Origin of the sequence: Shewanella sp. (genome assembly GCF_048265805.1) — a bacterium.
Lineage (GTDB): Bacteria > Pseudomonadota > Gammaproteobacteria > Enterobacterales > Shewanellaceae > Shewanella.
In genome coordinates, this window is sequence record NZ_JBLXAT010000039.1 from 1 (window position 1) to 26,897 (window position 26,897).

Below are 26,897 nucleotides of genomic sequence, written 5' to 3' on the forward strand. Positions count from 1 at the left end.
AGCGGCGGTAGTTCTAGCTGAGCAGCTCTTAAAAAATGGCTATGCACTGGCGGATTTATGAGGGGATCCTTCAGGACGAAGCATCTTTAATTGAAACTGAGTTTCGCTCCCACTACGAAAAATTTCGCACAGAATGTTGGCAGCAGGCTTCATACCAAGACATCGAAGAGATATTTTGCTTCAATAAAGAGCTGTCGTTTTTGGGCATTGCGCATGGAACATAACAAGGCACTAAGCACGTGTGCCACTGCGTGGCACACTGGGACAGTAACGTGGCGGCGTTCGAGATTCTCGCCGCCACGCTCCTGCCCGTTAGCTTAGCGTTATGTGAATGGAGTAAAAATGTCATCGGTACCAAAATCAAAAGAAGAACTGGAAAGAGCGATCAGTGAGATCTTCTCGAAATTAATGCTAGATTATCGTTCAATTCCAGCTGAGTTAACCAGAGAAATTGGAGTTGAGGGTAATATTAAGGGCACAGAAATCAGTGTCTGCGATACAGTTTCTTATTTAGTTGGTTGGGGTAATTTGGTTCTTAAATGGCATCATCTGTCAGAACAAGGCGAGCCGGTTGACTTTCCTGAGACTGGTTATAAATGGAACCAACTTGGTTTACTAGCTGACAGCTTTCATAAGCAGTATAAAGAGTGGAAATACTCAGAGCTGCTCAGCGAATTTGAGCGTACTGTGGATCAAATATTGAGTCTTATTTCAAGCTTGGACAATAAAGCACTCTATGGAGCTCCGTGGTATGAAAATTGGACGTTGGGACGTATGATTCAATTTAATACGTCGTCTCCGATGAAGAATATGCGAACAAAAGTAAGGCGCTTTAAAAAGGTGCGTAGCATCAAGTGAAATTCACATAACAAACAACTTAAAGGGACAAAAACACGCGGCATTTTTGGTTCGGTTTGTTTTTGGGGTTCCGGCTGATTCGGTTGGGTGAATGGGTTTGGTTTTTGCCCTTTAGTTGGGCGTTAACCCATAGATATTTTTATCCGAAGCAGACGAGTTAGAGTTAAGGCTTTAACTCAGAAATTGTCCAGAATCATGTTACGGGTTTCGGTCATTAGACAAGTGTTCTTACTGTTATCATGAGCTTAAACGTTAGATGAATGGCATGTCAGGCGCGTAGCTCCATGGCGTGCTAATTTTCTCATCTAACGCTTAGTCATATGCGGGTTTTTATAACTGCATCAATGCTCTAAATTCTTTAATCCGGCTGCGGCTTACGGGAATTTGTGTTTCCACGTCATATAACTTCACCAGATAGGTACTGTTGTACCACGGGATGATCTCTTGCACCTTGTTCAGGTTGATGCAGTAGGAACGGTGACTGCGGAAAAACTGTTCGGTGGGCAATTTTTCAATAAATTCGCTGATGGCCATATTGAGCACAAACTCATCATCTTTGGTGTAGACGTGGGTAAGCTTTTCATCGGCTTCGACGTAGTAAATGGCGCTGACATCGGTAACAAAAATGCGCTCGCCTTTGGTGAGGTTTACCTTTTGGCTGCTAGCCGCGCTGGTGGGCGCACTGACTGCAGGTGCGGTTGCAGGAACGGCTGCGGCAGGCACCGGAGCAGGGGACGATAGTGTTTCGAGTTTATTGAGCACCCCTTGAATACGTTGCTCGTTAAAGGGTTTGAGAATGTAATCAAACGCCTCGATTTCGAACGCTTCGGCAGCAAAATCCTTGTGTGCTGTGGTAAAGACAATCCGTGGTTTAATGGCAAATTGATGGATATTGCGGGCGAGCAACATGCCATCGATAGACGGCACATTGATGTCAAGAAACACTACGTCAACTTGTTGGGTCTGTAGGTATTTAAACGCATCTAAACCGTCGTCAAAGGTCTGCACTACATCCAGCTGACTGTGCTTTTGAATGATGTACAGCAGTTCCTCCATGGCTAGCGGTTCATCTTCAACAATAATCGCTTTCATGGTCATGCTTTATCCTGTGCGATAGTAAATGACACGCGCGTGCCGGGTTCGAGCCGCTCAATCAGCAGGCCATGACCGTACAGCAATTTTACCCGTTCATGCACGTTCATTAGGCCGATGTGGTCGCTGGGCACTTGGTCGTTATAGAGGCTGTCGATCACTTGGCTGTCGATACCAGTCCCTGTATCTGTCACGCTAATATGGATGGCACCATCGGCTTGCTGTTTGACGGCGATATTGACTTCTCCAGGCCCTTTAAGTGGTTGAATGCCGTGTAAAATGGCATTTTCAACCAGTGGCTGCAGTAATAACGCTGGCACTTTGGGGTGTACGTCATCAATATCAAAATTGACGGTGAGCTTATGGCCAAAGCGGGCTTTTTCGATGGCAACATAATCGCGCACTTGCGTGAGTTCCTCTTGAATGTCGATCAGCTCTTCGTTGCGTTTGAGGTTGTAACGTAAAAAGTCAGCCAGATTCGAAATCAGCTGGCGTGCTTCATCGGGGCGCAGCCGGATGAGCGACGAAATAGCATTGAGGCTATTGAACAAGAAGTGCGGGTTAATCTTATTTTGCAGCGCGGAAAACTCCGCTTTGGCGGCCATCTGCCGCAGGTTGTCGATGCGTGATACCCCAATTTGGGTGGAGATGACATGCGATAAACCAATTGCCATCTCTTTCAACGAGTCGGTAATGCGGTTTTGATGGATGTAGTAGATTTTAAGCGTGCCGATCACCTTGTTATTTTCGTGCAGCGGAATGATCAGCAGCGAGTGAAAATCGGCATAATCGATACGGTTACTGATAATGAACTCGCCCGTTTCCACCACTTTGCGGGTAACACTGCTCATGCCGCGATAGTGTTGCCAATAGTCGGCTTCAGCGTGACCAACATAAGCTAAGACATTATCAGTGTCAGTAAAAGCCACCGCATCGGCCTGGATCTGCTCACGGATAATGTTGCACACGCTGCTGAGTGCGCTGCGGCTATTTTCGCGGAAATAGGGCAGGGTTTTGTTGGCAATATCCAGCGCCAGCTTGGCCTGTTGTCCGGCGATGCGGTCGTTCTCATTATCGAGGCTCTGCACCAACTGCACGATAAGGCCGATGCTGATGGTGCCAATAATCATTGGGAATGCAATGGCTTCCACAATCTCCCAGCCTAATTGGCGATTATCGGCCAGCAGGACAATTAACGACATGGTGAGCATTTCGCACAACATGCCGCAAGCAATGCCCCATATCCATAAGCGTTCGCGGCGACAGCGGAAATAAAGCCAAGTCGAGAGCAAACCAGCAATCACACTGGTAATTAAGCAGGGAATAGAAGTCGGCCCATCAATGTCGATCAGATAGCGGTGCACGCCAGACACTAAACCAGCAGGAATGCCCACTGCGGGGCCAAACAGCAAGCCGCCGGCAACAATAGCGATAATGCGCACGTTCACCAGTGAGCCTTCCACATCAATCCCAGTGTAGGTACTAAACACGGCGAATAATACAAACATCAGTGAGATGACCGCTAGCTCCAATGGGTGGCGATCTTGGTTTTGAAAAATGCGTTGGAAGTGACTGGTTCTGGTAAGAAAAAACAGCGCCATTAACATTAATGCGGCGCGTTCCAGCACCGCCAGTAGCATCAGCAATTGCTCGCTATACACAACAACCCCCATCGCCTGTGGCGAAATACTGAGTGTGTTAGCCCGCGTTACGCTCTAGTTGCATACTGAGATCTCAGGCTAACAAGTGAGTAAACTCGACAAGAGACAATAGCTTAACATCAACTTAGCCAACGATAACGCAGTTTCTGCCCTGTTCTTTGGCGCGGTACAGCGCTTTATCGGCCGCTTTGATAATCTGCTCGGGTTTGCTTTGGCCTGAGCCGTATTCCGATACGCCAATGCTGACGGTGATTTGCACTTTTTTATGGGCTTGCTTCTGCTTGTTGCGCTGTTCTGCCGATGAGGTTTTACGCTTACTTCTATCACGTACCACAAACGGAGTGGAGGCAATTAGTTCGCGCACTTCATCAAGATAGGTTTTGGCATCTTGCTTATTTAATGCACTAAAGATCAGCGTAAACTCCTCACCGCCATAACGGAATACTTCGCCGCCGCCACGCACCTCGGCAATTTTGCTCGCTACCATTGCCAATACGTCATCGCCGACATCATGGCCGTAGGTGTCATTAAACTTTTTGAAGTGGTCGATATCCAGCATGGCTAGCGCATAGGGGCGTGATAATCCCGCCAGACGTTCAAACAATTTACGGCGGCCATTAAGGCCAGTGAGTGGATCGCGGTAGGCCAAATCATGAGAGGTTTTAATGCCAGTAGCTAACGCGATCAAAATGGCGGCAGTACAAAAGATACTGGAGATGTAAGGCACATCGAGGCAGTACAGTGGCACTAAATTGGCCAGCATCACAAAAAATAGCCCAGCCTGAATGCTGGTGCGTTGCCACAGATACAGCACTAAACTCAGCACTAATAACACGGATGAACAGATCAAACCATTACTGCTTATCACCAAAAAATCATAGCTGCGTGGGGCAAAGTAGCTATCCAGCAGGTTAACCCAATAGGTACTGTTGAGAATATAAAATGAGGTAGCTAGGCCAGAGACGGCGATGGCTAAGCCATAGATTGTGGTGGCGTTGGTATGGCTCAAACCGCGTTCAGTTAAGCATTGGTTGAGTAGCATCATCAATGGCAAACCAATCACCAGCAGGGTATAGACGTAGCGTACTTGAGGTTGATCGATGGGGGCTTGCAAATAGTGGCGGATAAACAGGTAGTTGATAAGCGTGAACAGGGCGCTGAGTAAGAGTTGCCGTTTGGCAAATTGCATTGCCAAGGCAGCGGCAATCACTACCAGAATATAAGGCGCCCACACCAGTGGGGTAATCCATTGCGCTTGCAGCTTGTCTTGAAATATTGCTGCGATGGTGGCGATTACTAATAGTAAAAAAGAGGGAAGTACGTGAGAAAGTATATTTTGTCGCGTCATGCTGTTAACCAACGTCGGGCGTGCTAAATATTAAATCAGCATGCTTATCAATAAAATTCATCAGGTCGTAGAGAGTTAAGCGACCCTAAACCCTCATAACTTTAATCGGTTAAGTAGGTCAAAGTAAAATTGATGTTGTGGCTGTTGCGGTAGTGTGAGCAACAGCTGGCGGTAAAACGATGGCACGGCTTAGGCTATTTTTCAGCGGGTAAATAGCTTAACGGCGCTTGCCATGCTGGGAGTGTTAAATTGACCAACACCATAGGGCGCCAGCAACTACGGCGATGATAGTGTTGGCCAAGGCACTTTTATGCTGCTCGTAACTGCTCCCGTACGGCCATGAGTGCATATCCCAATAGATTGAGACCACGCCAGTGCTGCGGTTGTTCGCTATGAGCATCATCCGCCGCTAAACCGATGCCCCAGATATTATCCACTGGACTGGCTTCAACCAAAATGCGCTCGCCGGTGTTGAGCAGAAACGCCTTCAACTCTGCATGCTGAGTAAATTTAAGGTAATTGCCTTGCACAACGATGTCGAAGCGCGCAGCGTTCCATCTGGCCTCATCAAAATCACGCACCTTGCGGCCCCACTGTTTGGCTTCATTGGGATGTTGACAGGCAAGGATGTTCGCGGCGATTTGTTGGTTATCGAATAGCATGGCTTTGTGGTACATCATGTAATGTTCCGCCGTTAGAAACTCATGCTCACCATCGCTAAAGGGGGCTTGGTACCATTGGCTAAAGCAGCTTTTTGTTACGCCAGATTTTGCGGGCTGGTGCCCCCAAAAGTGAATAAATTTGACTGGCTGCTGCGCCATATAATCAATCAGTTGTTGGTTTGACGTTATCGACATCAGATCCTCTCTCGTTAACGGCAATCGCAGCGTGGATGCACGGGCGTGCGGGCAAATTCCATTTGCGATTAGACAAGTTTGCAGTGCTAACTTGGCAGCAAGATAGCCGCTTCGTTAGCGTTAAAACGCATATTAACATTATTAATGTCTCAGTGACATATTATTTATGCCGTGAGCTGATGCATGCGTAACGTGTTGTCACTGGAGACTAAGCCTTTGGCGATACTAAAGCAGTCATTGGCTAGACGATGCAATAATTGCACGATTTCACCATCGAGTTTGCCTTTAGCCACCTCTTGGTCGAGGATGTCCAACACTTGCGGCAGCGCCATGCCTTGACGGTAAGGCCGATCTTGCACCAACGCTTGGAATACATCGGCGACAGCAATAATACGTGACTCGGTGCTGAAATCGCGTTGGTTAGGATGAAATGGATAACCCACGCCATTAACCCCCTCGTGGTGAAATGCCGCCCAGCGTGCAATATCCTCTAGCCCTTTAATATGGCGTAAAATCTCATAGGTTTCATAGCTGTGCTGATTCATGATCGCGCGTTCCACGTTGCTGAGCGGCCCAGGTTTTTCCAAAATGTAATCCGGCGTATGAAGTTTGCCGAGGTCGTGCAGCAACGCGGCTATTTCGACTTTGTCGCATTGCTCGTTAAACAGGCCGTAGCATTTAGCAATAAACTTGGCTAAATCAGCTACTAACAAAGAGTGCTGTGCAGTGAATGGGCTTTTTTGATCAACGATGTAAGACAGAATGAGCGATAGCTGCTTTATCTGCGGCAAGGTCAGTTGTTGTAGGCTAGGGATGTTGCCCATGTCCCACGTATAGCGCGTCACATGGCGGTTTTCCAAGGCAATCCAAAACGCCTCGTGTTGCTCAATGGTGTTAAAGGCCGCGACTAACTCTGAGGCGAAGTAATGCGGCGCATGTTGGCTGATGGATTGGCGAATATCTTGCCGCGCTAACAGGATGTCTTTGCCATAATGACTCGCGGCCATCACATCAATGCGATCAGCGAGGAAAATCAGGTTTGCCATACGGGCGTCGTGCGGGCTGATCTCAAGCTGCTGCAACTGCTGCCAAGGCGTGTGATGGTAACGGATTGGTGTGGCAAACTTGGCGAGTGGCGCAAAAGAACTTAGCAGCTTATAGCCAATATCGCAGTGCAGTTGCGCATCAGTCCAGTCAAAGTGATTAACTAAGTTGCTGTGCATCTGCTCGGTGGATACACCGCAATCATGCAGCAAGCCCAAGTCAAACGCATACTGGATATCAAGCTCGCTAAACCCCAGCTCATGACCGAGTTGACTGGCGATGTAACCCACTCGCTTACCGTGGTCAGTATCATTCATCCCCACTAATGAAATGGCGGTCTCAATCGCCAAAATCATCTGCCGTAAATCAATATGAAGATCGGTGGTATCGTCCATTGTTACCAGCTCAATGTCGCCTCAAACATGCGATAAAGCATAGTCCCATTTTTTTGGGATATGCCAAAAAACGGCACAGTTTGTGAGCTAGGTAGAAATATGGAGAGGACTAGATTGGTGTAATCTTGGCTTGTAATGAGGGGCCATTCGCTCAGCTGCATATAGCAAACGGCTGAGCGAAACAGGTACCCTAGCTTAATTCGGCCTAAGCATTTTTGATACGGCGTTCATTGACTTAAACATTGCCGCAGCGTATTGCTGTCTAAGTTCATCTGAAGCGGTAGGGTAAAAGTAAAGTCCAATGAATGAAGCTGAAAATTTTATCTGATTAAAATCAGTGTCTTCAGTAAGTTGAAATAGAACGCCGTTAAAAAATTCATCTAACAGATCTATTAACCAGATCATTTTATCACTAACCTCATCTATTGAAGTAAATGAAGGGTCGGCAATAAGTGCTAGCTCATTGAAGGCAAGCAGAGAATCTTTAATCTCAGCTAATGATGCTTTTTTAAGTTTTTTCTCATTATCGCAAATATTAGTAAAATCATCCGCATTAATTCGTTCGAACTTTCCTATGTAAATGTTTTTGAAGGTTTGGTAAAAAATTCGATAGCTATTTTCAAGATGATTCACATAGTCTCCCTGTACGAAAAATGTGCTTTGCACGTTTTTATATTGGTGTTTTTCAAAGTCGTAGCTTAGATAAAATAGTTGAAGTGCCTTAGTATATAGTTGGATAGCTTGGAGAGTAAGTTGCTCACTTTTTAATTAAATTTTTTTATTAATTATCTTAGTCGGACTATTGATTTCTTTGCTTGCATTTTTTAGTTCTAATATTTCTTCTGCTGTTGATAGAACTTTTTTCGCGATTGCTATGTGCTCGTTTATTGCATTAGTGATATCAGTTTCCTTCTGGAACTGTGAATCATCTATCAGTTTTTCTAATGAGTGACATAATGGTTAAGCCTAAATGCAGGTAAAAACATGTAGTAGATATTGAACTTGCATACCCGTTAGTTATCAGTAACGAACGGGTATGAAAGCTTTGAATGGCAATAAATCAAGGGGGCGATTAATCAATCGCCCCCTTGTTACTCATTTAACTAGTGTCTCAATAGCGTGGCTATCGAAAGTAGTTAGAACCAAGGTTTACGCCCTTCAACGTAAGTCTTTTCAAATTCTTCGTCAGATTTAACCAGGTAAAGAATAAACTCAACGAAAGCAATAATGCCGATAATCATAGATGGAATACCAAGCAGAATAAAACCAAATAGGAATACCAACAGCATGATAACGCCTTGTTTAGTATAGCCTAAATAGAATTTATGTGCGCCAAATGAACCCAAGAAAAATGCAAACAAGGCTGCTGCAATTTTTTTAGATGCGCCGGCTGATACACCTGATTCGGCGAAAATTGCTTCGGCGTCGTTGCCATTGACCGAGAAATCTACACGACCACCGACTTTTGGTAGCGATGCACTTTTCCATTGATCAATTGCAAAGTTATAGCGGCTGCCATCCTCTGCTGAAATCAGGCCTTTACGCGTATCCCCGTTAAATTCTAAGATTTTGCCTTTCATGTATACAACTCCATTTTTATGATTATTGCTACTTTTCACTAAAAACTGACTTTAAAAAACTATGCTAACGAAAGCAATGCTTACATTTTAAAATAATGAGATGTTAGGTCTTTATTTGAACAAGTATCACGTGTTTTTATAACCGATGGACTACTATCAATCTCTCTGTTCAATGTGACTAACCTCACGTTTAATTTGGTAGTGCTAGTATATGCGTTACATAGGTAATATCTAATCCACTGTTCACGCCCATCTTGAGAGCTATTTCTTAATGTCCAATATTAATCCATTCTTCTCCTGATTTTCTGTAGCCATTGGGAGAAATTGCGTATGGAGACTCTTTAAATAGTCTTTTTGCATAGGTTGAAACGGACAGCACGGCGAGTGGATGTTCGGTGGAAACAATCATAGCTACGTTTCTGCTCGGTAAAAAAACAACCCACGGCTTCTCGCTGTTAGGCAGTTGAGATTCAATATAGTCGAATGAAGTCATAACAGATGACTCGTAGGTATCATCAGCAATAAAGTAGTACATTTCTCCTAGTTTATCTAAATTCACTTTTTCTAATTTTGCACCGTGCTTTTGGTAATATTTAGTCAAATTATCATGAGCAATGTTACTGATGGTTTCGTCTATCCCTAAAGACGTTATGTCTTTTTTACTTACCGATTGTGTGGTCGTTTCAGAATCGAACATGTAGACTTTAACTAAGTCATCACTTACTTTTTCATAGTAAATCGGGAATGTTGCTGGATTTATATCATTGATTTTTACTGCGGCTGCCACTGACTTGATATAGTTCACGGATCTTATTATTGGAATAATACTTTGAGTTTTTGCGTTTTTTGACTTGTCATTAATGCTTAAAAATGTACTGGCGATTTTAGTACGGCTTGTTTCAATATCTTCGGTTTGCGATTTATACAATTGATATCTATTAGTGAGATCAATTACCGCTTGCTCATTAGTCGAATCATCCTTTGTTTCTATCTTGAGCGACCCAACAACGGTAATTTCAACATTTGAGTTTTTGCTTTTTAGTAATTGCGCTATGTCGGTAGTAAATTCATTTTCCGTCATCAATCTGTCAGCAGCATCAGTCCAAACACTGCATAGTAAAAGCACCATACATAAATATTTCATTCCAGTATTACCTTATGTTTTTTTTCGATATTACCGTCAGTTTTTGTGCCGAACGTACCCAGTTCTAGCCCTTCAAATGCCCAGATATCGACGGGGTTGAGTTTGATCTTGGCGGTGGAAAATGCGATATAAAACGTAATGGGCAATAGCAGCGTAAATGCGGGGTTGAGTTGCAATATTCCCAAACTGATGAGGTACATGGCGGAACCAATCATACCTATCGGCAAGCGGTGTTTAATGTAATAAGTACGGCCGACGAACCTCGCGGTTAGGCCGATAATTACCGGAGGGATAATGAGTGTAACTAAAGGAATCGCCGTCATAGTTGATATGACGTAACACAATGCCGTTGTCGGCATGCAGGCGAACAGTGCCGCCACGAAACCATGCATAGGCTTCGCATTTTTTGTCAGTTCCGCTAACGCTAGTTCCATCTCTTCATGTGTGTATCTCACCGCTTGTTCCCCAGTTATTCAAGCATTCACATGGTCTCCATTAGTTAAACTAGGCGGCGGTTTTCTGACACAACATGAATTTTTTGTCAGAGAAATATTAAATTGTTGCGTGTTTGCTCTTTTTTTGAGCGTAGAGTGTCATCGAGCAGTGTCAAACCACGTTTTCAAAACAGTGGTCAAGTCGTTATATCTTTGGGCTTGTAAGCGCTCGTCCGAAAATTGAATGCAGACTTCTGCGGAAGGTCAACAGCCCCTAGCAACGCCAGCGACACCCAGAATGAGCTGCAATACGGCAAGCGCGGATGACGTTTTTCAGGCCCAATCCCAAGTCAGTTAGGTGACACTCATAAGGATGGGGCTAGTCCAAAAGGTCTGCATTGCACTGGTTGAGTTAAACATATCCGTCCTTTAACTTTCGGCTTTGCTGGGCGAACCTAATGGGGTAGTTGGCTGGGGGGATTTAATCTTGGTTGCTAAATAGTGCGAGTATGGTGTCACTAATCTTCTGGCGGTTGGCAATGTGTTGCACAAAGCTAGTGTGCTTAATACCAAACACCACCACGGCATATTGGTCACATGGTTTATCAATAAGTGCAAATTGTTGCCCTTGGGCGAGAGAACGCGGCAGCATGTTGCGGTCATTTTGATATTTGGAAGCTTCGTCAAAAAGGGCGAGTGGGGAGCCGTAAGGGCCGAGCACTGCACTCACTAAACTTTGGGGTTCTAGCGCACTGAAATCGCCAGTTTTATTGGAAACTTCGCCTTGTGCATTAATCACTGCCGCGCAAAGTAAGCTGTCGCTATGGCGGTTAATGATGCTGTGGAGCTTGTTTGTCACTGTGGTCATAATCTACTTATCACTGTGCTAATCGGCGGCAAATTTACTTAACGCTACGCCTGTTATGCGGTAAGTCGTCCATTCATCTTGCGGTTTGGCGCCAATGGCTTGATAGAAGTCTATTGCAGGTTGGTTCCAATTAAGCACGGCCCATTCAACGCGACCGCAATTGTTGGTGACTGCCAATTTTGCCAAATATTTTAGAATGGCTTTACCTGCACCGCTGCCTCGGTGTTCTGGTGCGATGTAAAGGTCTTCTAGATAGAGGCCATTTTTGCCCAACCAAGTTGAATAGTTGAAGAAGTAGACCGCAAAGCCAATGGCTTGACCATCGACTTCGCACAGCAAAGCATAGGCAGTGGAATCCGACGAAAATAAGCTACGTTCAATGGCGGCAATGTTAGTGGTTACTTCATGTGCGGCTTTTTCATAGCTAGCCAAGTCGATGATAAACCGCAAAATTGTTGCCGCATCTTCTATCTGCGCTGCTCGTATCACTAGATTGCTCATGCTGTTTTCTGCTGCTGATGATTAACTCGCTAATGTTGAATGTCAGTTATCAGGTGTCGGTAGGCACGTTGTCCCAATCCTCTCCGTCTCCAACGCCCCAACTCATGCCATAACGGCGTTCGTACACGATACCTGAGTCTAGCTCGTCGATATTTGGATCATCGGCATCCGGCTTGTCGTTATGAAAGCCATAGTCACGATCTCGTACCCGCCAATGCTGGTGGTAAAGGTATGCTTCCATCTGTACCAATTCATCCTCTGACCTTAGCTGAGCTTCAGCCAAAAATAGCTCAGGATGGTTAATGGCTTTTTGCACCATTTCATTGCTGAAGGGCGCGAACTGTTCGTTGAATGGTTGCAGTGATATTAAACCGTTGAGGCTCCAAACGAGGGAAGCGAGTGCTTCGGCCTTCCAAGAAAACTCCACCAATTGTTGATGTTCTGGCTCCTCACTATTGATGAATGCTTGCTCATCAGCCGTTAAGTAGCGGGCGATATTATGTTGCTGTAGCCATTGTTGATTTTGCTCGGCAAAGTGCACTTTGCCGATGGTGGCAATAAGGCCCAACACGCGGGCGGCGACTTCATCCACAGTACGGACTTTTATTGGTTCTTCAGTAACTTCCATGTGATATCTCTTCAATAAATGTGCGGGCAAAATACCGAATGCGCCCCATCATTGCAACCATAAGCCGCTCTGAGTGCTTGGCGCGGTAAGTCATCACTTACTTATCTAGGGCGTATCATCGGTGGATGTTTCCACTGGGCGGTACAGTGATTTTGCTAGCCCATGTGTGCGCATAAACTGTGATATTTGCGGATAATCATTGAGGTTGTCAGCGCAACTAACAGGCAAAATATATAGCCCAAGTTCCGTTGCAAGTTGCAGCAGCGGTAGGCAATCTTGCTGGTTTTTGTACTTAAAAGTGCAATGTCCAATAATCTTCAAACCACAGTTCGACGCCTAGTTGGTCAAACACCATATTGGGGTAGTAAATATCATCAAACATGTTGGCGACATAGCAGCCTAAATCTTCATTGCCCACATAGCGCACGAATTGCAAATGCTGTTTAGTATTGCGACCTTTGTAGCGATATTTTAGTGGAGCTTCCAGTTGTACTAATAGCCGTAAGAACTGCTTGATGGTGTCGGTCCATTGGCTTTGCTGTGCTGCTGAGGCGTCTTTGATAAGGTGAAATGAGTTGCTCTGATGTAACCAGTGGTCGAAAACAGTGATTGCAGCCCAACAACAATCCTCTTTGCTGCATTCATCATTGTAATGGAGTAAAAAGGCAAACTTTTTTGCGAGTTTGGCATTATCCATTTTATTAATATTTAAGAATTTTCTCATAAGTAAACTGTACTATTGAGTGAGCGCGGTGTTACGCGGTAACGCCGTCGCTTTTAGCTGCGTTTTAGTTCTGCATGACCACGTCACAGAACGGTAATGTTATTCTGGGCGTTCAGCGAACTGCAGCAGGTCGTCGTGAATGTCATCCCAAGCGGCTTTGCTGCCGACGAAGATATGGGCGACTTTGTTGATGGCAATGTCATCATCTAAAGTACCAAGACGCAAGCGCAGTATCTCAGGTGCGGAACTGCGTTGGCTATAAAGCGGGGAGCCGCAGTTTTTACAAAAATAGCGTTTGGCATCCGGTGACGATGCGAAGCTCTGCAGTAATTCAGCGCCGCTGAGTAGTTTAAAATTGTTGGCGGCAATAGGTGCATTGAAGGCAAACGCGGAGCCATTTGCCTTGCGACACTTTTGACAGTGGCAGAACATGGCGCCACTTAATTCTCCGTCGATTTGGTAGCGGATACCACCGCATAAACAACTTCCGTGCAAACTCATCATGATGTCCCTAAACATTAACATGTTGCTGGGAGCGCTGGGGGCTAATCGACATCGCCGCACGTTAAATCCGGCAACGTCTAAGTTAGCCAATATGCGTTAATTGCCGAATGGATCTTCCAGCCACTGCTGCAACTCTGCGACATCGCGAAAAATATAACAACTGGGAAAACGTGTCGGGTATTGATCAACCTTGCCACTGCCAACGATATGCACAACTGCATAACGTCCATCGTTAAGATGTACGACAAGGTCATCGTCATCTTTTGCGAGCACGACGGGTTGCAAGCCCCACAGCGGGTGTTGGTCACTCAGTTCACCGTTCAGCAGATGCTGAATCCGAATGCGGAAGTCTTGGTCTTCGTTAAGTACCCACCAGTGTTCCGGCCAGTGGATCACATCTTGAGGAAAATAGAGCTGGTCTAATGCAATCAATCCATTCATCACAAAGTGTCTATCGCTAGAAATATTGCGTCACCTTAGGCGGAAATGTGCGCTAAGGCAATGCTTAATACTGCGGGTTCTTTGCTACTGAGTATCAGCATAGTCGCTAACAGCGCGATGTTGATGGTCGTAACCATTTATGCAGAATATCGGCGAGTGTTGGGGTGTGTTTGACCTTTGCTGCTGGGTTTATACCGTGGGCTATTGAAATAAATACCGCATTGTGCTGGCAAATCTGTTCATTGCTAAGACGGTGACTAACATTAGCATGCACAACTCACACTCGCCGGCTAATCTGAGAACGGGCAGGGCTTTTGCTGGAGCATTTCAAAATGGTGCACTTTGCAAAATACGCTGCCCTCAATGGCGCCGCGTTGGCAAGTGCTGTTTTTACATGGCTGCTCTATGTGTTCTTGTCCGAGGCAGTCATAAAAGTCACGGTCGCATTGCTGTTGCCAAGCTTCAGGTGACGGAGGCACGTAGCCTGAATAGGGCAGAAAGGCATCGTAATCGTAGTAATATTGGAAAGATTCTAGTAGCAGCTCGTCAGTGAGGGGCGTAGTTAACTGACTAGCGGATGCCGCAATACTCTCAATCATGCCGGACTCCAGCGTGGCTACTAGCCCTAACTCCGCGGCGATCAGCGGTTCCTCGTCTTCATCCACTTGGTCATCTGGCAAGGTATCAACATCAATAATTTGTCCAAGCGTGTCTAGCTGCCACGGTTGCTTGGCAGGAAGATACAACCATCCTTGCGCTAAGCCATCTTGGGCACGTTTTAAGATATTAATTAGGGGTTCCATGCGAATAAATTCCTCCTTGTTGGTAGGCTAAGCAGCACGGCTACTTGTGGCAGATAACGTTATTGAGCGCTTCGATCACTTTATCTTGATAGCCCTCAGCCGACTTAACGCCAAGTTCGATTAACGCCAGTTCATCGCTGATCCAAATGAACTGATTAAATATGTCGCTGCCCCAATCCAACTGCCGATACAGCTGTTGGCTGGCGGCGGCGATTTGCTGGATATCTCGTTGATCACTATTGAGCAGCGCTAGCATCTCACCAGCAATAATCACCGCATCGGCGTCGGTGATGGGGGTTAAGATCAGATCCAGTTGTTCGATGCCGCGTAACGACTCTTTGGCCGCAATGGCAATCATCCAATCGGGAGAGGTGTCATGTTGGCTAATATAATCATCGGCTCGCTGAATAAGTTCCTGCTCAGAGAGTAAACCGATGTTCGCTTGGATAATCCAGTTCCGTGCGGTGGCTTTCATCATGTTCTGCTGTCTATAAGATTAAAAACGAAGTGACGGTGTTTGTACCGTCACGTGCCGCATTCTAACGTGCAACGCGTTAAAAATGCAGCCATTTTAAATGGTAGTTAAAGCAGACTCGACGATGGGTTAAAGCCTATGCGGCGGCTACGGACGGCAAAATGCTGGGGGAGTTTAGATGTTTTGAATATGAAGGTTAGCGCTGGGATGGCTCACTCCGTTTTCTTCATTACATATTCGCAGATAATGACGATGCATTAACTGTGAAGTGTTTAAGCAAATGAAGAAAAACGGTAGAGAGCAACGGTGGTAGCGAGCGACTTACCTGAAGAGTTCCATCAAGCCACGCACTAAATCCATGCTGAAGACACTTGCGCCAAACGCTTTGAGCTTCACATTCATGCGGTGAATAGGATAGCCACGGAATACCCACAGTTTACGAGTGGCGTTGTACTTAGTCAGAAACGTCTGTTTATGTTTTGGCAACTCGGTGGCACCGTAGCGCGCCCAAGCTTTATAAGCACCAGTAATGTCGGCGTAACGCATAAATTTTTGCAGCCATATTGGAAACTTGCGCCAGCGCATACAAGATTGAAAATCGATAATAGCGGGTTGGCCGTGCTCATCAATTAAGATGTTTTCCATATTGCGCAGATCCAGATGCACCCAGCCTCGGGCGTGGATTTCACGGATCATCTGCTCCAGCTTTTGCAAAAAGCTTGGCTGCAACTGGTTGCCTTTTTTAGCGTATCCCTTTAGGGTGTCGCCCTCAAAATAACGGTAGGCAATAGTGTAGTCTGTCAGCAGATAGCACTCAGGCGTAATGCCTTCAATGCCCTGCAGGGCAGACATAGCGGCATATTCCTGTCGAATAGATAGCCGACCCATAGTATTTTTTATGAGCCAGTTCCGACTGGAAAAGTCTTTAATTACTAGATTGTAACTATCGTCCTGATAGCGATATACCACCGCATTGGCGAATCTTCCCTCATGAAGCGTCTGCAAGTTGTCCGGAGCAAAGTCATGCCCCAGAATTTTTGCAGAGAGAAAATCGATGACAGTTTGCAATTTAGCCCTCTCGTTAATAATTGCTTAAGGGTTACATGATACGCCACATATTTGACTAGGCAACCATATTCCCAAGAGAGTGCTTTAGTTGGAGGTTAATTAGGCAATATTTTTACGACAATGAACCAGCATTGTTAAGAATTCGCTACGCTTAGCGTCTGAAATTCCTTCAAAAGCGAGTTCACAGATACGATCTGCAACAGGCATGGTTTGCGGGAATAGATTTTTTCCCTTTTCGGATAGAGCAAGCTTAAATTGGCGTCCATCGTACAGACAGGGCTTTCTCACGATAAGATCTTTCACCTCCATGCGACACAGCATGCGACTCATAGCGCCTTTGTCATGTTGCATCATGTCACACAGGGTCGCCAAGGTATCGGCTTGACCATTGGCAATCAATTTGATTGCGGCAAATTGAGCTGCGGTAAGATCAAATGGCTTTAACGCTTCGTCCAGTTTGGCCATCATCTGATTACGTAATGATGTGATGAGTTTGCCAAGATCATTGGTGTGTAGCTGGGAGGTAGAGAGCGTTTCAGGCATTACATCGGCATTCGACATGTTATTTGTTTCTTGTAGCGGTGCAGTCGTCATCTTAGCTGGTATTCATTACTATTTAACAGTCTATGCAGCTATGACAACCTTGAATACAAATAATTCAACCTATAGCTGCTATTTAGGTCAATCTATGCGCTAGCACACAAACGTGAATAAACCTTAGATTACTGTGCCAACGCTGCACCGTGTGCTATTTGCCGCCCGCTATATCAATAAATGAACCGGTGACGTACGACGCTTCATCTGACAGTAGCCAAGCGATGGCGTTGGCGACTTCTTCTGGTGTACCACCGCGTTGCAATGGAATTTGTGGGCTTAACCGTTTTACCCGTTCTGGCTCACCACCATCGGCATGAATATCGGTTTCAATAAAGCCGGGACGCACACTGTTTACGCGAATATTTTTAGCCGCCAATTCCAGTGACATTCCTTTGGTGAGCGCATCCATCGCACCTTTTGAGGCTGCATAGTCTAGGTACTCAAACGGTGCGCCAGAGCGCGCTGCCGCGGAAGAGACATTGACGATGGCTCCGCCGTTGGCGCATAGCTTCACAAAGGCTTTAGTACAGAGAAATGCACTGAGCACATTGGCATTCAGCACTTTCATAAAGCGCTCGGCGCTGATGTGGCTCAGATCTGTTTTTTCAAACAGGATACCGACATTGTTCACTAGGTGTGTTATTGCGCCAAACTGCTGTTGTGCGGTATCAAAAAGCCGAGCTACTTCAGCTTCACGTGCCACATCGGCTTGCACGATCATCGCTTGCCCACCCAGCGCCTTAATCTGCTGGCATACTTGATTGGCCGCTGATTGGTTATTGAGGTAGTTAACGACAACGTTATAACCTTGCTCGGCTAGTCGTTGGCAGGTTGCAGCACCAATGCCGCGGCTACCACCCGTGATAATTGCTGTTTTTGGCAAAATGAAATCCTTATATTGGCGGGGCTAATGTATAGCATCCAAGCGCTGTGCGTTACTCAAGGCGTTCTCCCAGCGAGAGTATCTGGTCGTGGCAATAGCACAACACCACACGGCTAAGATTATGTATCACCAGTGCATCATCTCTTCCGGGCATAAATATTTCGTCCCAATGCTGCAAAAAATCTTGCGTGTTTACCACACAAACGCAGTCACTACCGTAGACAATTTGCACCGTGCCACTGTTGGGAAAATGCGTGGCTAACCAATGGCTGGCTACCGATGTGCTGGTAATTTGGTGTTGAATGATGTGTTGCACTTTCTTTGGTTGCAGACCATAGCTATCGCTGGCACTGTAGCTACAGGCAAACTCATAGGCGTGTTTGGCATGGGGTTTATCCAGCCATCTGGCCGTAATATTTAAGGCGTTAAAGTCTTTTTCTCGGTAATTCATCGTGACCCATAAACGATTATTTAAGCGAAAAATGGTTAACCGTTGTTATTTGTATCAACGCTGAGGTCGAGCTGACCGTCTTTGTAGCGTTGCCACTGTTGCCAAGCTTCTGGCGCATATAGATCGTGATAACCACGCTGCTGTAGTAGCGCTGGTATTAATGCTTGTGGTTGACTGACCTTGGTAGCCTTATCGCGAATATTATTGACTTCGTTTTCGGTGAGATCTCGTCCAACTAACGCTTCCGCTTGGGTGAGGAGTGCTACCAGTGCGGGGACAAAGACGTCGACCATAGGTTCTTGGCTCATATAAACTCACTATCCTTTAAACATAATCTGAGATGGGCGGCCCCAGCGTGCAAGCAATTGGCGAGTTTATCTCACTATCAGGTACTTAGAAAAGCTTGAATGGCTCGCTCAGTACCCATTCAGTTAGGTTGCTATTTTCAATCTCATCTGAACTCACGTTTTTGCTGCTCATCTTTTTTAAGGGGTGTTCCTCACGACAAAATTCGTTACCATGCGCCCCTAAAAATTTAAGTAACTCCCTTATTACACAGTAAGTTTTGCTGAGTTTACGTTTTATCGGCCATTAGTAGGTTGACCAAAAGCCTTTGAGCGAGTGGATGTAGGGATAGGTTGAAAAAAGGATTGCAGCCATGGCATTTGAAGCGAAAGAGGCAAAATACATCATTTCTTACTGTCCTACGGATGTGGCCTCTATCCGTGCAGCGCTGCGCGCATACGGTGAGCTCATTGCCACAGGCAAGGGGTTTGAATTTGATTTTTGTGTGGTGGTGTTTGCGCCCGATGTGGATGTCATCTCGCTAGACTTCTTTCAATCACAAGCCACTATCGCCCAGTTCTTGGAGCAAAACCGCTGTATTAATGAAGAAGACGACGCGGCAGAGCCAGGCAATCTCATCAACGAGACACTGACGGAAACACTATTTTTTGCCTGTGCGTTACTGTATCCCGAGCTAAAGGATGATGTAAAACAAGCTTGCGAAGACATTGTTAGTTTTGCGAGAGAAACCAACAACTCAGAAGAAATGTGGCTTACTTACGAAGCGCCATTTGGGCAAACGCCGCTATTGCTCACTGCCACATTATACCCAGAATATGGTTATTTATTAGCGGGTTATTTGATCCCTTATTGGGATGATGAACATATGCCTGAGCCATTATCTTTACTGGAACAATGGCGCACACCGCTAGGTATTACCGCCGATACCCTCAAAGCTTTTTGTTACTGTGATAATAGTGCGGCCCGGGCGTTGATGTTGGGGTATGACGTCGAGTGTGAAGAGGTTAAACCGCTGGCCGCTGCGGAACGTTCTTTTGATTTAATTAGCTTTTTCAGAGAGAGCGATAGCAACTACCAGCTGTTTAAAGATTTGCTGGTGGAACGTTTTCAACAGCAAGCCTTTTTGCAATATTCCAGCAACCTTCTGACCGACAATCCGTTGCAGAACATGCTGATGGACATGATGTTACTGCACTATCCGTACAACTCTTGGGATGACGATTTCGACCCTGACTTGTACCTGACTCAGCAATTCATCGACAGCTCCGCTGAAGTGGCGCTGCTTGAGCTAACAACTTACGTAGAACAACAACTGGGGCGTGGGTTGTTGGATGCGCCTCAGCCCGATACGAGGTTGGGTAAAACGACGACAGACAGCTGCGCTAGGGCGGATAACTCGGCCAACATTACCCTCGGTGAGAGCTATCATCATGAATGGCTACGGACGCTAACACGAGAGCTTGAAAGCTTTGGTCTTTATGGTGATAACGTCGAGCATGGGGGGTTATCGCGTTTTTATAAACTTATTGCCAACAACCATGACGAAGCCCTAGCACTTCTGCCAAAAACGCTGCTCAACATTGAGTATGCTGAAGCACCTTATGACGAGTTGATCGTCGCCAGCTTGGTGTTGGCGGCCCTTATTTTGCAGCGCGAACCTCACGACAATGCCTTAGCTAAGGCCGCGGCAGTATATCTGGATGCTTATGCTGTTGAGCAATTGTTAAAGGACTTATGGCAAAGCACTGACTTGCCGCAGCAGTACTTAGTCGATAGCTTGCAGCCAAATAGCAGCATGCCACTTAGCCCAAGTTGCCAGCAAGAAATCGCTGCAAAACTGCCCGCTAAGTCGGCGTTATGCCATTACATTGAAACGGGACGCTACACTATTGATGATGAGGTGCTCAGCCAAAAAGCCAGCGATGATGTGGCACTGAGTGCCATGCGGTCTCACCTAACATACGAAAGCGACGACATTTCCGCTCAGCAACCTCAAATTTGCTGGCTAGGTAGCGTGCGTGAAAACACCCAAAAGCTGCTGTATGTCGCCCATATTGCTGCACAGTATCCACAACTCGGTTGTGCGGCGGCGCTCGGCCGGGTGTTAAAGCTCGCTTTTGAGCTGGCTCCGGTGCGGGTGGGTCTTTTGCTATCGAAGGTATATCAAGAGGATGAATACCTTACTGATGACCATGACAGGATGCAGCAAATGCTGGATTTGTTCATGCAGCAAGGATTGTCGGAGGCAGGGTGTTGGGCTTTTATCATGGAGCAATATGCGCGCTATGAGGACGTTGATGAAGAGCCTCGTTACGTACAACTGTTAACAGACTGGGTTACCAGAAATCACCCCGCACCGAAAAACACCTTCCTGTCGACGCAAAAAGTAAAAAAGCGCAAAACATTGGAAGCTGCGACGCATTTGCTGCCTAGAAGTCTGCAACTGACGTTATTAAATGATGCTGCCGAACTGTTTCCTGAGTCTGATTTTTGCAGCGATTATGACCAGATTCTACTGGATACCGTCAGCCGTGCACTGCAACGCGAAGACGCTGTTTATGATGTGCCGGTTTACTTCAAAAACCGACTCATTAACCAGCAGCTGTATTGTGAATATATTGCCAACTATGAGTGGCACCTGCATCCAGCACGTATCGAGCAAATTTTGCAACATACGCCAGTTGCTAAGCCCGACAATCTCAGCAGTGCCGCCACTTATTACCAGCAAGCGATCGACAGTAAACGCCGCCAATATATTATTTTGCAACAACAAGACGAAAAATTGGTGCCCATGTTTGGCACTGCGCTGCTGTGGGCTATTCAACAGGGCGTCATGCAAAATAGTACCGACCAAGCCTCGATTAATTTCATCATCATCGATCGTCATTGCCCACAGGCGTATTACGAGGAGATGCTGCAATTGGCATCCGAAGCCGATTTTGTACACTATGTTCGCCAACACGTGTTGGACTTTATCAGCGGCGCGGTAATCGGTGATGACGTGCAACACCTGTTGCGCAATGCCATCAACCCGCGGGGGTTCCTCGAGAGCCGTAGTTATCATGATGTGGAACTCAGCGATGTATTGTTGAGTACTAGCCCGACGCTGCAGCACAATACCCGACGCTGCAGCACAATACCCTACGTTTGCTCGGCATGGTGTCGCATCAATGCCTACAGCTCGATTTGGAATTAGACGAGACAGAATACTTCGAGTTATTGATGCGCATTGGTGTGGATAAACAGGCAATCCTCAAAATGTTGCTGGTCAACAACAATATGGCCGCTGTGGCGCAGCTCGCTCAACGCGTTGATATTCGCGCACTGGTGCCGCAACAGAAAATCGCTGATCAAATTGCAATGCTGACTGTGTTGGCGCAGCAGCCGAGCTATGGAGCGTTTATTCGAGGTTTGGAACAGAGCGAATCGTTAAAACTGCGCCAGCATGTGCAGGCGCTGATAACCCAACACGGGCTGAAACCTTACCCTGAGCCAGCGTTTCATATTGTGGATTTTGGGGTGTATGACATGGCGGGCAATACCGACCCAGAAAGTGGCTCTACCAGAAAGACCGCAAGGGAGCCGCACTGTGTGCAAGCCACGACCGAGATTAAGCCTGAACTGGGGATGTTTTTCGGTTTTCGCTTTACCGCGACTGACCCTGCCAATGCGCCGAGCGTGTTAGTGCATAATGTCCACGTGGTGCACCCCATATTTGATGCCAACAGCCAAACGGTGAAAATGCATACCTCGACTTGGCAGCAAAATGGTTACAGCAATGCCAATATCTTCCTCGGCTGGCATTTTGAAACCGCTGATGAACTTATTGCTGGGCAATATCATTTTTCCGCAGTAAGCACTGAGGGTAAATTGCTCGCAGAAAAGACCTTTACCGTGTTATAGCCCACAACGTTTAGCCTCACTTTTCCCAACGATTGGGGAAGGTGAGGGCGGCAAGTTATGCCTCAACTTAGGCAACTCATGGATAGAATTAACAATGTTCGATGATGCCAAACGTTTTACCTTCTACACCACCCACAAAATCAACGCGGCAGCGGTTAACCACCTATTGGAACAAAGCGATACCGCGATACTCACCTGTAACGGTGGTGATGTTGATGGGCTGGAGATTTGCCCAAGCCTCAGATTTTCCAACACCAACCCTAAAATCAATGCGTTTGATGCGGAAGATTTATTAGCTGGCTGGTTTGTTGAGCTGTTTCAGTGCATCGGTTATGACCTCAGCCAAACGAATGAGCTGATCACCATCAACTCAACCTTCATTCTGCAATTTGATACGGATGTCGTCATCTCCTTAGAAGGTGATGAAATCCTGTATGTCGAAGAAGAGCAAACATACGCCTATAAAGTCACACCAAGCTTCTGTAAGCACGGTTATTGTCCGTTGACTGCATTAGTTGAAATTAACGATGACAGTTCGATACGCATCGAACAAACCATCCAAGAATACCTCATGCCTTAACGGCCTTAGGGGATTTGTTGTTTGTTAGTCAATTCGGCCATGCGCCAGCACGCTCACGGTTAGCGGTATTAACTGGCAAGTGTAGAGTGTCACGCAGACTTGTTCGCACCTGCCGTAGTGCCACATGAGCGGCGTTTACCGTTGCATAAGGACTAAAAATGCTTGAAGCAAAACGTTTTACCTTCCGCAGTAGCCACAAAGTTAAGGCGTCAGCGATCAGTAACATCGCCGATGCTTCCTATTTCCCTGTATTGACATGCCGTGGTGGGGATATTGAGGGTCTGGCGATATCTCCCACCATAAAGCTGACCTGCACTAATCCGCATATCAGCCAATTTAGCGCAGAAAACGTGTTAAGAGGTTTTTTTACTGAGGCGTTTCGTCACCTCAGTTCTGGCATCCAACGAGAAGGCGAGTTTATCGTTATCAAATCAACCTTCATCTTGGAATTTGGCGTCGATGACCCGCTCTCCCTAATAGGTGATGAAATCGTTTACATTGAAGATGACAGCCGATATAGCTATCAAGTTAGCCCCAGTTTCTGTAAAGCGGGTTATGGGCCGTTTCATGAAATAGTCGACATAGCATCGGATAAGCAGCTTACCTGTGAGGTAGCGATTAAGGAATTGATGCTGTAGCGATGCGTTAAGCACAGCAAATAGCGCAACTCAGCCCTAAAGGAGGACATCATGCCACAAGCGAAATGTTTTACATTTTTAGCCAGCTACAAGCTCCCGGCCAACAAAGTCACTGGGAGAGTGGAAACCGAATATCTACCTGCAATCATCGTCGATGAGCAGCAACTGACGCCCTTTCTAAAATTTACCTTAACGAATGCTGATATTGGTGAATCTGAATCAGAAGAGATGCTGGAAGGTTACTTTATTGAATTATTCGATTGCCTCACACTGGATATCAACACCATCGGTGACGAGGTAAACATCAACGCAACTTTTGTGCTGCAATTTGATGTCGATGATCCAGTATCGTTAAATGGCAATGAAATCGTCTATGTTCAAGAAGATGGCAACTACAGCTACAAGGTCACCGCGGCGTTTAGCCGCGCCATTTGTCCAAGATTGTCTGAGTCGGTCGAGCTGGTTTTTGACGCGCAACTCAGCATCACCGAAACGCTGCAACAAGAGCTGAGGTTGTAAATTCGCCACCCAGCCTTTCCGTCTTGCCCCGGCCATGAGTTTTTCAAACGCGACTACCTTGGCAGCAACGGATTGTTCTCATTTGTGCTAAAGCAAGGCGGCAATAAGAAAGCGATGCAAGCCTTTGTTGAAGGTATGGAACACTTCAAAATGGGCTTCTCGTGGGGCGGTTATGAAAGCCTCATACTGGCGGAATTCGGCATTGAAAAAATCCGTACCGCCACCCAATGGGACAGCAGTAAACCTATGTTCCGCGTCCATATTGGCCTTGAAGACACTGAAGATCTGATTGCCGACTTAGACGCCGCCTTTGCCCGCTACCACGCAGCACTAGGCCAATAATCACCGACCGTAGATTTACTGCAAACGCCGCTCAAGTTAGCGCTATCCCAAAGGTTGGCGCACCGATTCAGCGGCGTTGTTGTATCGGTGTTTTGTGTCTCCGAACGGCGCGCCCCTACTACTTTGCCGTACTCACTCGCTACACTAAATAGCCATTCACCAAGCAAGCATTACTCACACCGAATCATCACAGATAAATGTGCGCTACGTGGCAGCAGCGACGATAAATCAACCAAAGGGCTTTGCAGCCCACTACGGCACTGCTACTCTCGATTGAAACTCTCGACAGACAAGGAATGGACTATGAGTTGCCATCGCATCAATGAATTACTCGATATGCTAAACCCAGCGTGAAAAAAAGACCCCAAACTCAATTTCGTGCAATTTCTACAAAAATTGGCCGACGAAGCGGGTTTTAAAGGCTCACTGAGCGATCTGTCAGATGATGTACTGATCTACCAACTCAAGATGCGCGACATCGACAGCAGCGCCCCAATTCCCGGCATTCAAAAGGATTATGTTGAAGATTTTAAAACGGAAATTTTGCGCGCAAGGGGCATGCGGGATGAATAACCGATAAAAAAATGGTTTAAACTATGTGCTCAACTCAGCGGTGTACCATTCGGTATTACAGGAATATATGAAATATCTAGTTTTTATCAGTCTCCTTATCGCGCCATTGGCATTTGCCTTAGATATTCAACAACTAAAAAGTCATGGTGGCGCTTTGATAGCGAATGTGACACCTAACTACGCATTTGAACACATGTCGGACGCCACAGGAGACTTTATGTTCCTTAAAAAGGAGATTGGCCGAAATGGTAATCGCCCCTTATGGGAGGTAGTTGACCATTTATCGCTCGGCCAGATTGATAGCAAAGACACCCTATATTACGCCATGTGTAATTACCGTGGTAAATTTGAACCTAAGATCGTAGCAATAGCGGAATATGAAGCAGATAAAGAGGTCAATGCTAAGGTAAAAAACGCATGGATTGCAGATATAGAGCATGGCGGCTTCGTCAGCGTACCCGTTAACGACGTCGAATGTTTTAATGAAGGGTTCGCGGTATAACATCGCTATTTTTTGTGAACATAAAAACCAAGCATAATAACAAGGAAACGTTGAATGAATTATTCCAAATTATCTTTTTTCATAATATTGACTTTAGGTTCATACATTATCTATCGCAATAAAAAGTTTGAAGCTTCACTGATTGAATATGTTCAACAACAATACGCCAATGATTGGCAAATATTATCTATTCGCGCTAAAGAATTTGGCAACACCGAAAAATGGGCAAAAATATTAACTATTGATGCTTTAAAAAACGGTAAGCTTGACGCCATCCAAGATAACTGCGTTCAGCAAACGTTTTTAAGTATGAAGCGTAATAACCAACGGCTTATATGGTTAATAGTGGTACAAACGATAGTTGTTTTTTATACTGCGTACTTTGCATAAAATTGACGGCTTTGTTTCCTAAATCGATTCAACGAACAAAGCCCCTCAGCAGAATCGTTCAAATATCAGACTACACAGTGAGTTTCAGGCATGCCTAGTCCTGTGAGTTTGTTCAGCACTTTTACCATCGCGTAAGTTACTCCTACCTGACGGTTATTAGTTCGAAGGATTAATCTGCCACCGAGTAGCAGCTTTACCCTGTACATGGTAGATTCTGAGATTGACCGCCATAGGTATCAGTGAATTCGCGGGGCTGCAATATGTTGCCACTGATATCGGCAGAATTCGTCCTATCAAAATCACTATGGAAAGACCTTTAATTATAACTAATTGAATTAACTGACGGATATATCTTGGCACGAATTGAGCTTGGATATAGCGGTTTCATAATGTAAAAGGATTTACCATGAATATTTCATCCGCACAGAGCTACCAAGTAGGCGCTATAACGCAAGATAGCTATCAGCGCACTAATAGTCGTGCAGATACTGATGATGAAAGCGCAATGATTCAGGCTGATACCGTAAGTATTAGTCCCGAAGCGAAACGGCTATCTGAAGTAAGCAATGCTTACAGTAAAATATATGACCCTCATGCAATGTCTCCAAATCAAATGGTAGCGCTTGCACAATCACTATATGCAGATGGGGCAATTACAGATTAGGGCGAGATCGTGAACGTTTATTGACCACTTAATTTAGAGTTAAACGTTTCATTTGACGCCCCAAGTCAGACGTGATCTTATACTCTCTTTTGGGAGTATAAGCATGTACATCGAAGCCTTCACC

30 protein-coding genes and 3 pseudogenes are annotated in these 26,897 nt (G+C 45.9%); 10 read left to right on the forward strand and 23 right to left on the reverse strand.

The features are described 5' to 3' along the window. Positions 1 to 342: 342 nt before the first annotated feature. The gene (locus ACN0TT_RS18690; protein ID WP_417763643.1) at positions 343 to 858 is read left to right on the forward strand and encodes a ClbS/DfsB family four-helix bundle protein; all 516 of its coding nucleotides are present in this window, start codon (positions 343 to 345) and stop codon (positions 856 to 858) included. Positions 859 to 1,188: 330 nt separating this feature from the next. On the opposite strand, the gene ACN0TT_RS18695 is transcribed toward ACN0TT_RS18690, so the two are convergent. The 22 genes from ACN0TT_RS18695 to ACN0TT_RS18800 all read right to left on the reverse strand — a co-directional run bounded on the left by ACN0TT_RS18695 (position 1,189) and on the right by ACN0TT_RS18800 (position 18,664). Beyond that, positions 1,189 to 1,956 (reverse strand): LytR/AlgR family response regulator transcription factor, encoded by a 768-nt coding sequence (locus tag ACN0TT_RS18695; RefSeq protein WP_417763644.1) that lies wholly within the window; start codon positions 1,954 to 1,956, stop codon positions 1,189 to 1,191. After that, positions 1,953 to 3,611, reverse strand: coding sequence for a LytS/YhcK type 5TM receptor domain-containing protein (locus tag ACN0TT_RS18700; RefSeq protein WP_417763645.1), 1,659 nt, complete (start codon positions 3,609 to 3,611; stop codon positions 1,953 to 1,955). The genes ACN0TT_RS18695 and ACN0TT_RS18700 overlap by 4 nt, the downstream gene beginning before the upstream one ends. 124 nt (positions 3,612 to 3,735) lie before the next feature. Beyond that, the gene (locus tag ACN0TT_RS18705; protein ID WP_417763646.1) at positions 3,736 to 4,959 is read right to left on the reverse strand and encodes a diguanylate cyclase; all 1,224 of its coding nucleotides are present in this window, start codon (positions 4,957 to 4,959) and stop codon (positions 3,736 to 3,738) included. A gap of 308 nt (positions 4,960 to 5,267) precedes the next feature. After that, entirely contained in the window at positions 5,268 to 5,816 is a 549-nt protein-coding gene (locus tag ACN0TT_RS18710; protein WP_417763647.1) for an NADAR family protein, read from the reverse strand. A gap of 164 nt (positions 5,817 to 5,980) precedes the next feature. Beyond that, positions 5,981 to 7,255: an HD domain-containing phosphohydrolase gene (locus ACN0TT_RS18715; RefSeq protein WP_417763648.1), complete on the reverse strand. Its 1,275-nt coding sequence runs from the start codon at positions 7,253 to 7,255 to the stop codon at positions 5,981 to 5,983. Positions 7,256 to 7,450: 195 nt separating this feature from the next. Further along, complete coding sequence (locus ACN0TT_RS18720) at positions 7,451 to 7,888, reverse strand: hypothetical protein (protein ID WP_417763649.1); 438 nt, start codon at positions 7,886 to 7,888, stop codon at positions 7,451 to 7,453. Between the two features lie 503 nt (positions 7,889 to 8,391). Beyond that, positions 8,392 to 8,835 (reverse strand): TM2 domain-containing protein, encoded by a 444-nt coding sequence (locus ACN0TT_RS18725; protein WP_417763650.1) that lies wholly within the window; start codon positions 8,833 to 8,835, stop codon positions 8,392 to 8,394. 268 nt (positions 8,836 to 9,103) lie between these two features. Continuing rightward, positions 9,104 to 9,979, reverse strand: a complete 876-nt coding sequence (locus ACN0TT_RS18730; protein WP_417763651.1) for a hypothetical protein — start codon at positions 9,977 to 9,979, stop codon at positions 9,104 to 9,106. Beyond that, on the reverse strand, positions 9,976 to 10,434 hold the full coding sequence (locus ACN0TT_RS18735) for a hypothetical protein (RefSeq protein ID WP_417763652.1): 459 nt from the start codon (positions 10,432 to 10,434) through the stop codon (positions 9,976 to 9,978). The genes ACN0TT_RS18730 and ACN0TT_RS18735 overlap by 4 nt, the downstream gene beginning before the upstream one ends. Positions 10,435 to 10,894: 460 nt before the next feature. Further along, positions 10,895 to 11,281 (reverse strand): hypothetical protein, encoded by a 387-nt coding sequence (locus tag ACN0TT_RS18740; RefSeq protein ID WP_417763653.1) that lies wholly within the window; start codon positions 11,279 to 11,281, stop codon positions 10,895 to 10,897. Positions 11,282 to 11,299: 18 nt separating this feature from the next. Then, on the reverse strand, positions 11,300 to 11,782 hold the full coding sequence (locus tag ACN0TT_RS18745; protein ID WP_417763654.1) for a GNAT family N-acetyltransferase: 483 nt from the start codon (positions 11,780 to 11,782) through the stop codon (positions 11,300 to 11,302). A gap of 49 nt (positions 11,783 to 11,831) precedes the next feature. Further along, complete coding sequence (locus ACN0TT_RS18750; RefSeq protein WP_417763655.1) at positions 11,832 to 12,410, reverse strand: DUF4272 domain-containing protein; 579 nt, start codon at positions 12,408 to 12,410, stop codon at positions 11,832 to 11,834. 292 nt (positions 12,411 to 12,702) lie between these two features. Beyond that, entirely contained in the window at positions 12,703 to 13,134 is a 432-nt protein-coding gene (locus ACN0TT_RS18755; RefSeq protein ID WP_417763656.1) for a hypothetical protein, read from the reverse strand. A gap of 99 nt (positions 13,135 to 13,233) precedes the next feature. Then, positions 13,234 to 13,638: a GFA family protein gene (locus ACN0TT_RS18760; RefSeq protein ID WP_417763657.1), complete on the reverse strand. Its 405-nt coding sequence runs from the start codon at positions 13,636 to 13,638 to the stop codon at positions 13,234 to 13,236. A gap of 96 nt (positions 13,639 to 13,734) precedes the next feature. Next, a complete protein-coding gene (locus ACN0TT_RS18765) occupies positions 13,735 to 14,079 on the reverse strand; it encodes a hypothetical protein (RefSeq protein ID WP_417763658.1) in 345 nt (114 codons plus the stop codon). 290 nt (positions 14,080 to 14,369) lie between these two features. Continuing rightward, positions 14,370 to 14,882 (reverse strand): hypothetical protein, encoded by a 513-nt coding sequence (locus ACN0TT_RS18770; RefSeq protein WP_417763659.1) that lies wholly within the window; start codon positions 14,880 to 14,882, stop codon positions 14,370 to 14,372. 40 nt (positions 14,883 to 14,922) lie between these two features. Beyond that, entirely contained in the window at positions 14,923 to 15,360 is a 438-nt protein-coding gene (locus tag ACN0TT_RS18775) for a hypothetical protein (protein WP_417763660.1), read from the reverse strand. 318 nt (positions 15,361 to 15,678) lie between these two features. Then, positions 15,679 to 16,245: an RIO1 family regulatory kinase/ATPase gene (locus ACN0TT_RS18780; protein WP_417763661.1), complete on the reverse strand. Its 567-nt coding sequence runs from the start codon at positions 16,243 to 16,245 to the stop codon at positions 15,679 to 15,681. A gap of 279 nt (positions 16,246 to 16,524) precedes the next feature. Beyond that, complete coding sequence (locus tag ACN0TT_RS18785) at positions 16,525 to 17,019, reverse strand: MarR family winged helix-turn-helix transcriptional regulator (protein WP_417763662.1); 495 nt, start codon at positions 17,017 to 17,019, stop codon at positions 16,525 to 16,527. A 154-nt stretch (positions 17,020 to 17,173) separates the two neighbouring features. Further along, complete coding sequence (locus tag ACN0TT_RS18790) at positions 17,174 to 17,905, reverse strand: glucose 1-dehydrogenase (protein WP_417763663.1); 732 nt, start codon at positions 17,903 to 17,905, stop codon at positions 17,174 to 17,176. Positions 17,906 to 17,957: 52 nt separating this feature from the next. Further along, the gene (locus tag ACN0TT_RS18795; RefSeq protein ID WP_417763664.1) at positions 17,958 to 18,356 is read right to left on the reverse strand and encodes a hypothetical protein; all 399 of its coding nucleotides are present in this window, start codon (positions 18,354 to 18,356) and stop codon (positions 17,958 to 17,960) included. A 35-nt stretch (positions 18,357 to 18,391) separates the two neighbouring features. Beyond that, entirely contained in the window at positions 18,392 to 18,664 is a 273-nt protein-coding gene (locus tag ACN0TT_RS18800; protein WP_417763665.1) for a hypothetical protein, read from the reverse strand. 350 nt (positions 18,665 to 19,014) lie between these two features. Here ACN0TT_RS18800 and ACN0TT_RS18805 point away from each other — a divergent pair, with 350 nt between their 5' ends. The 8 genes and pseudogenes from ACN0TT_RS18805 to ACN0TT_RS18840 all read left to right on the forward strand — a co-directional run bounded on the left by ACN0TT_RS18805 (position 19,015) and on the right by ACN0TT_RS18840 (position 26,109). Then, entirely contained in the window at positions 19,015 to 21,858 is a 2,844-nt protein-coding gene (locus ACN0TT_RS18805; RefSeq protein ID WP_417763666.1) for a hypothetical protein, read from the forward strand. Continuing rightward, positions 21,819 to 22,565: a DUF3859 domain-containing protein gene (locus ACN0TT_RS18810; RefSeq protein ID WP_417763667.1), complete on the forward strand. Its 747-nt coding sequence runs from the start codon at positions 21,819 to 21,821 to the stop codon at positions 22,563 to 22,565. Before ACN0TT_RS18805 ends, ACN0TT_RS18810 begins: the two co-directional genes overlap by 40 nt. Before the next feature lie 94 nt (positions 22,566 to 22,659). Next, a complete protein-coding gene (locus tag ACN0TT_RS18815) occupies positions 22,660 to 23,145 on the forward strand; it encodes a hypothetical protein (protein WP_417763668.1) in 486 nt (161 codons plus the stop codon). Between the two features lie 158 nt (positions 23,146 to 23,303). Beyond that, positions 23,304 to 23,783, forward strand: a complete 480-nt coding sequence (locus tag ACN0TT_RS18820; protein WP_417763669.1) for a hypothetical protein — start codon at positions 23,304 to 23,306, stop codon at positions 23,781 to 23,783. Between the two features lie 470 nt (positions 23,784 to 24,253). Further along, positions 24,254 to 24,644 (forward strand): annotated as a pseudogene (locus tag ACN0TT_RS18825) (PLP-dependent transferase); the annotation flags it as partial. A 366-nt stretch (positions 24,645 to 25,010) separates the two neighbouring features. After that, positions 25,011 to 25,217: pseudogene (locus ACN0TT_RS18830) on the forward strand (DUF1040 family protein); the annotation flags it as partial. Between the two features lie 67 nt (positions 25,218 to 25,284). Then, on the forward strand, positions 25,285 to 25,719 hold the full coding sequence (locus ACN0TT_RS18835) for a hypothetical protein (RefSeq protein ID WP_417763670.1): 435 nt from the start codon (positions 25,285 to 25,287) through the stop codon (positions 25,717 to 25,719). A 54-nt stretch (positions 25,720 to 25,773) separates the two neighbouring features. Further along, complete coding sequence (locus ACN0TT_RS18840; protein ID WP_417763671.1) at positions 25,774 to 26,109, forward strand: hypothetical protein; 336 nt, start codon at positions 25,774 to 25,776, stop codon at positions 26,107 to 26,109. A gap of 65 nt (positions 26,110 to 26,174) precedes the next feature. Here the strand turns inward: ACN0TT_RS18840 and ACN0TT_RS18845 are convergent. Then, positions 26,175 to 26,345, reverse strand: a pseudogene (locus ACN0TT_RS18845) (IS5/IS1182 family transposase); the annotation flags it as partial. 170 nt (positions 26,346 to 26,515) lie between these two features. Between ACN0TT_RS18845 and ACN0TT_RS18850 the strand changes: the two are divergent. Then, positions 26,516 to 26,773 (forward strand): hypothetical protein, encoded by a 258-nt coding sequence (locus ACN0TT_RS18850; protein WP_417763672.1) that lies wholly within the window; start codon positions 26,516 to 26,518, stop codon positions 26,771 to 26,773. Positions 26,774 to 26,897 lie beyond the last annotated feature (124 nt).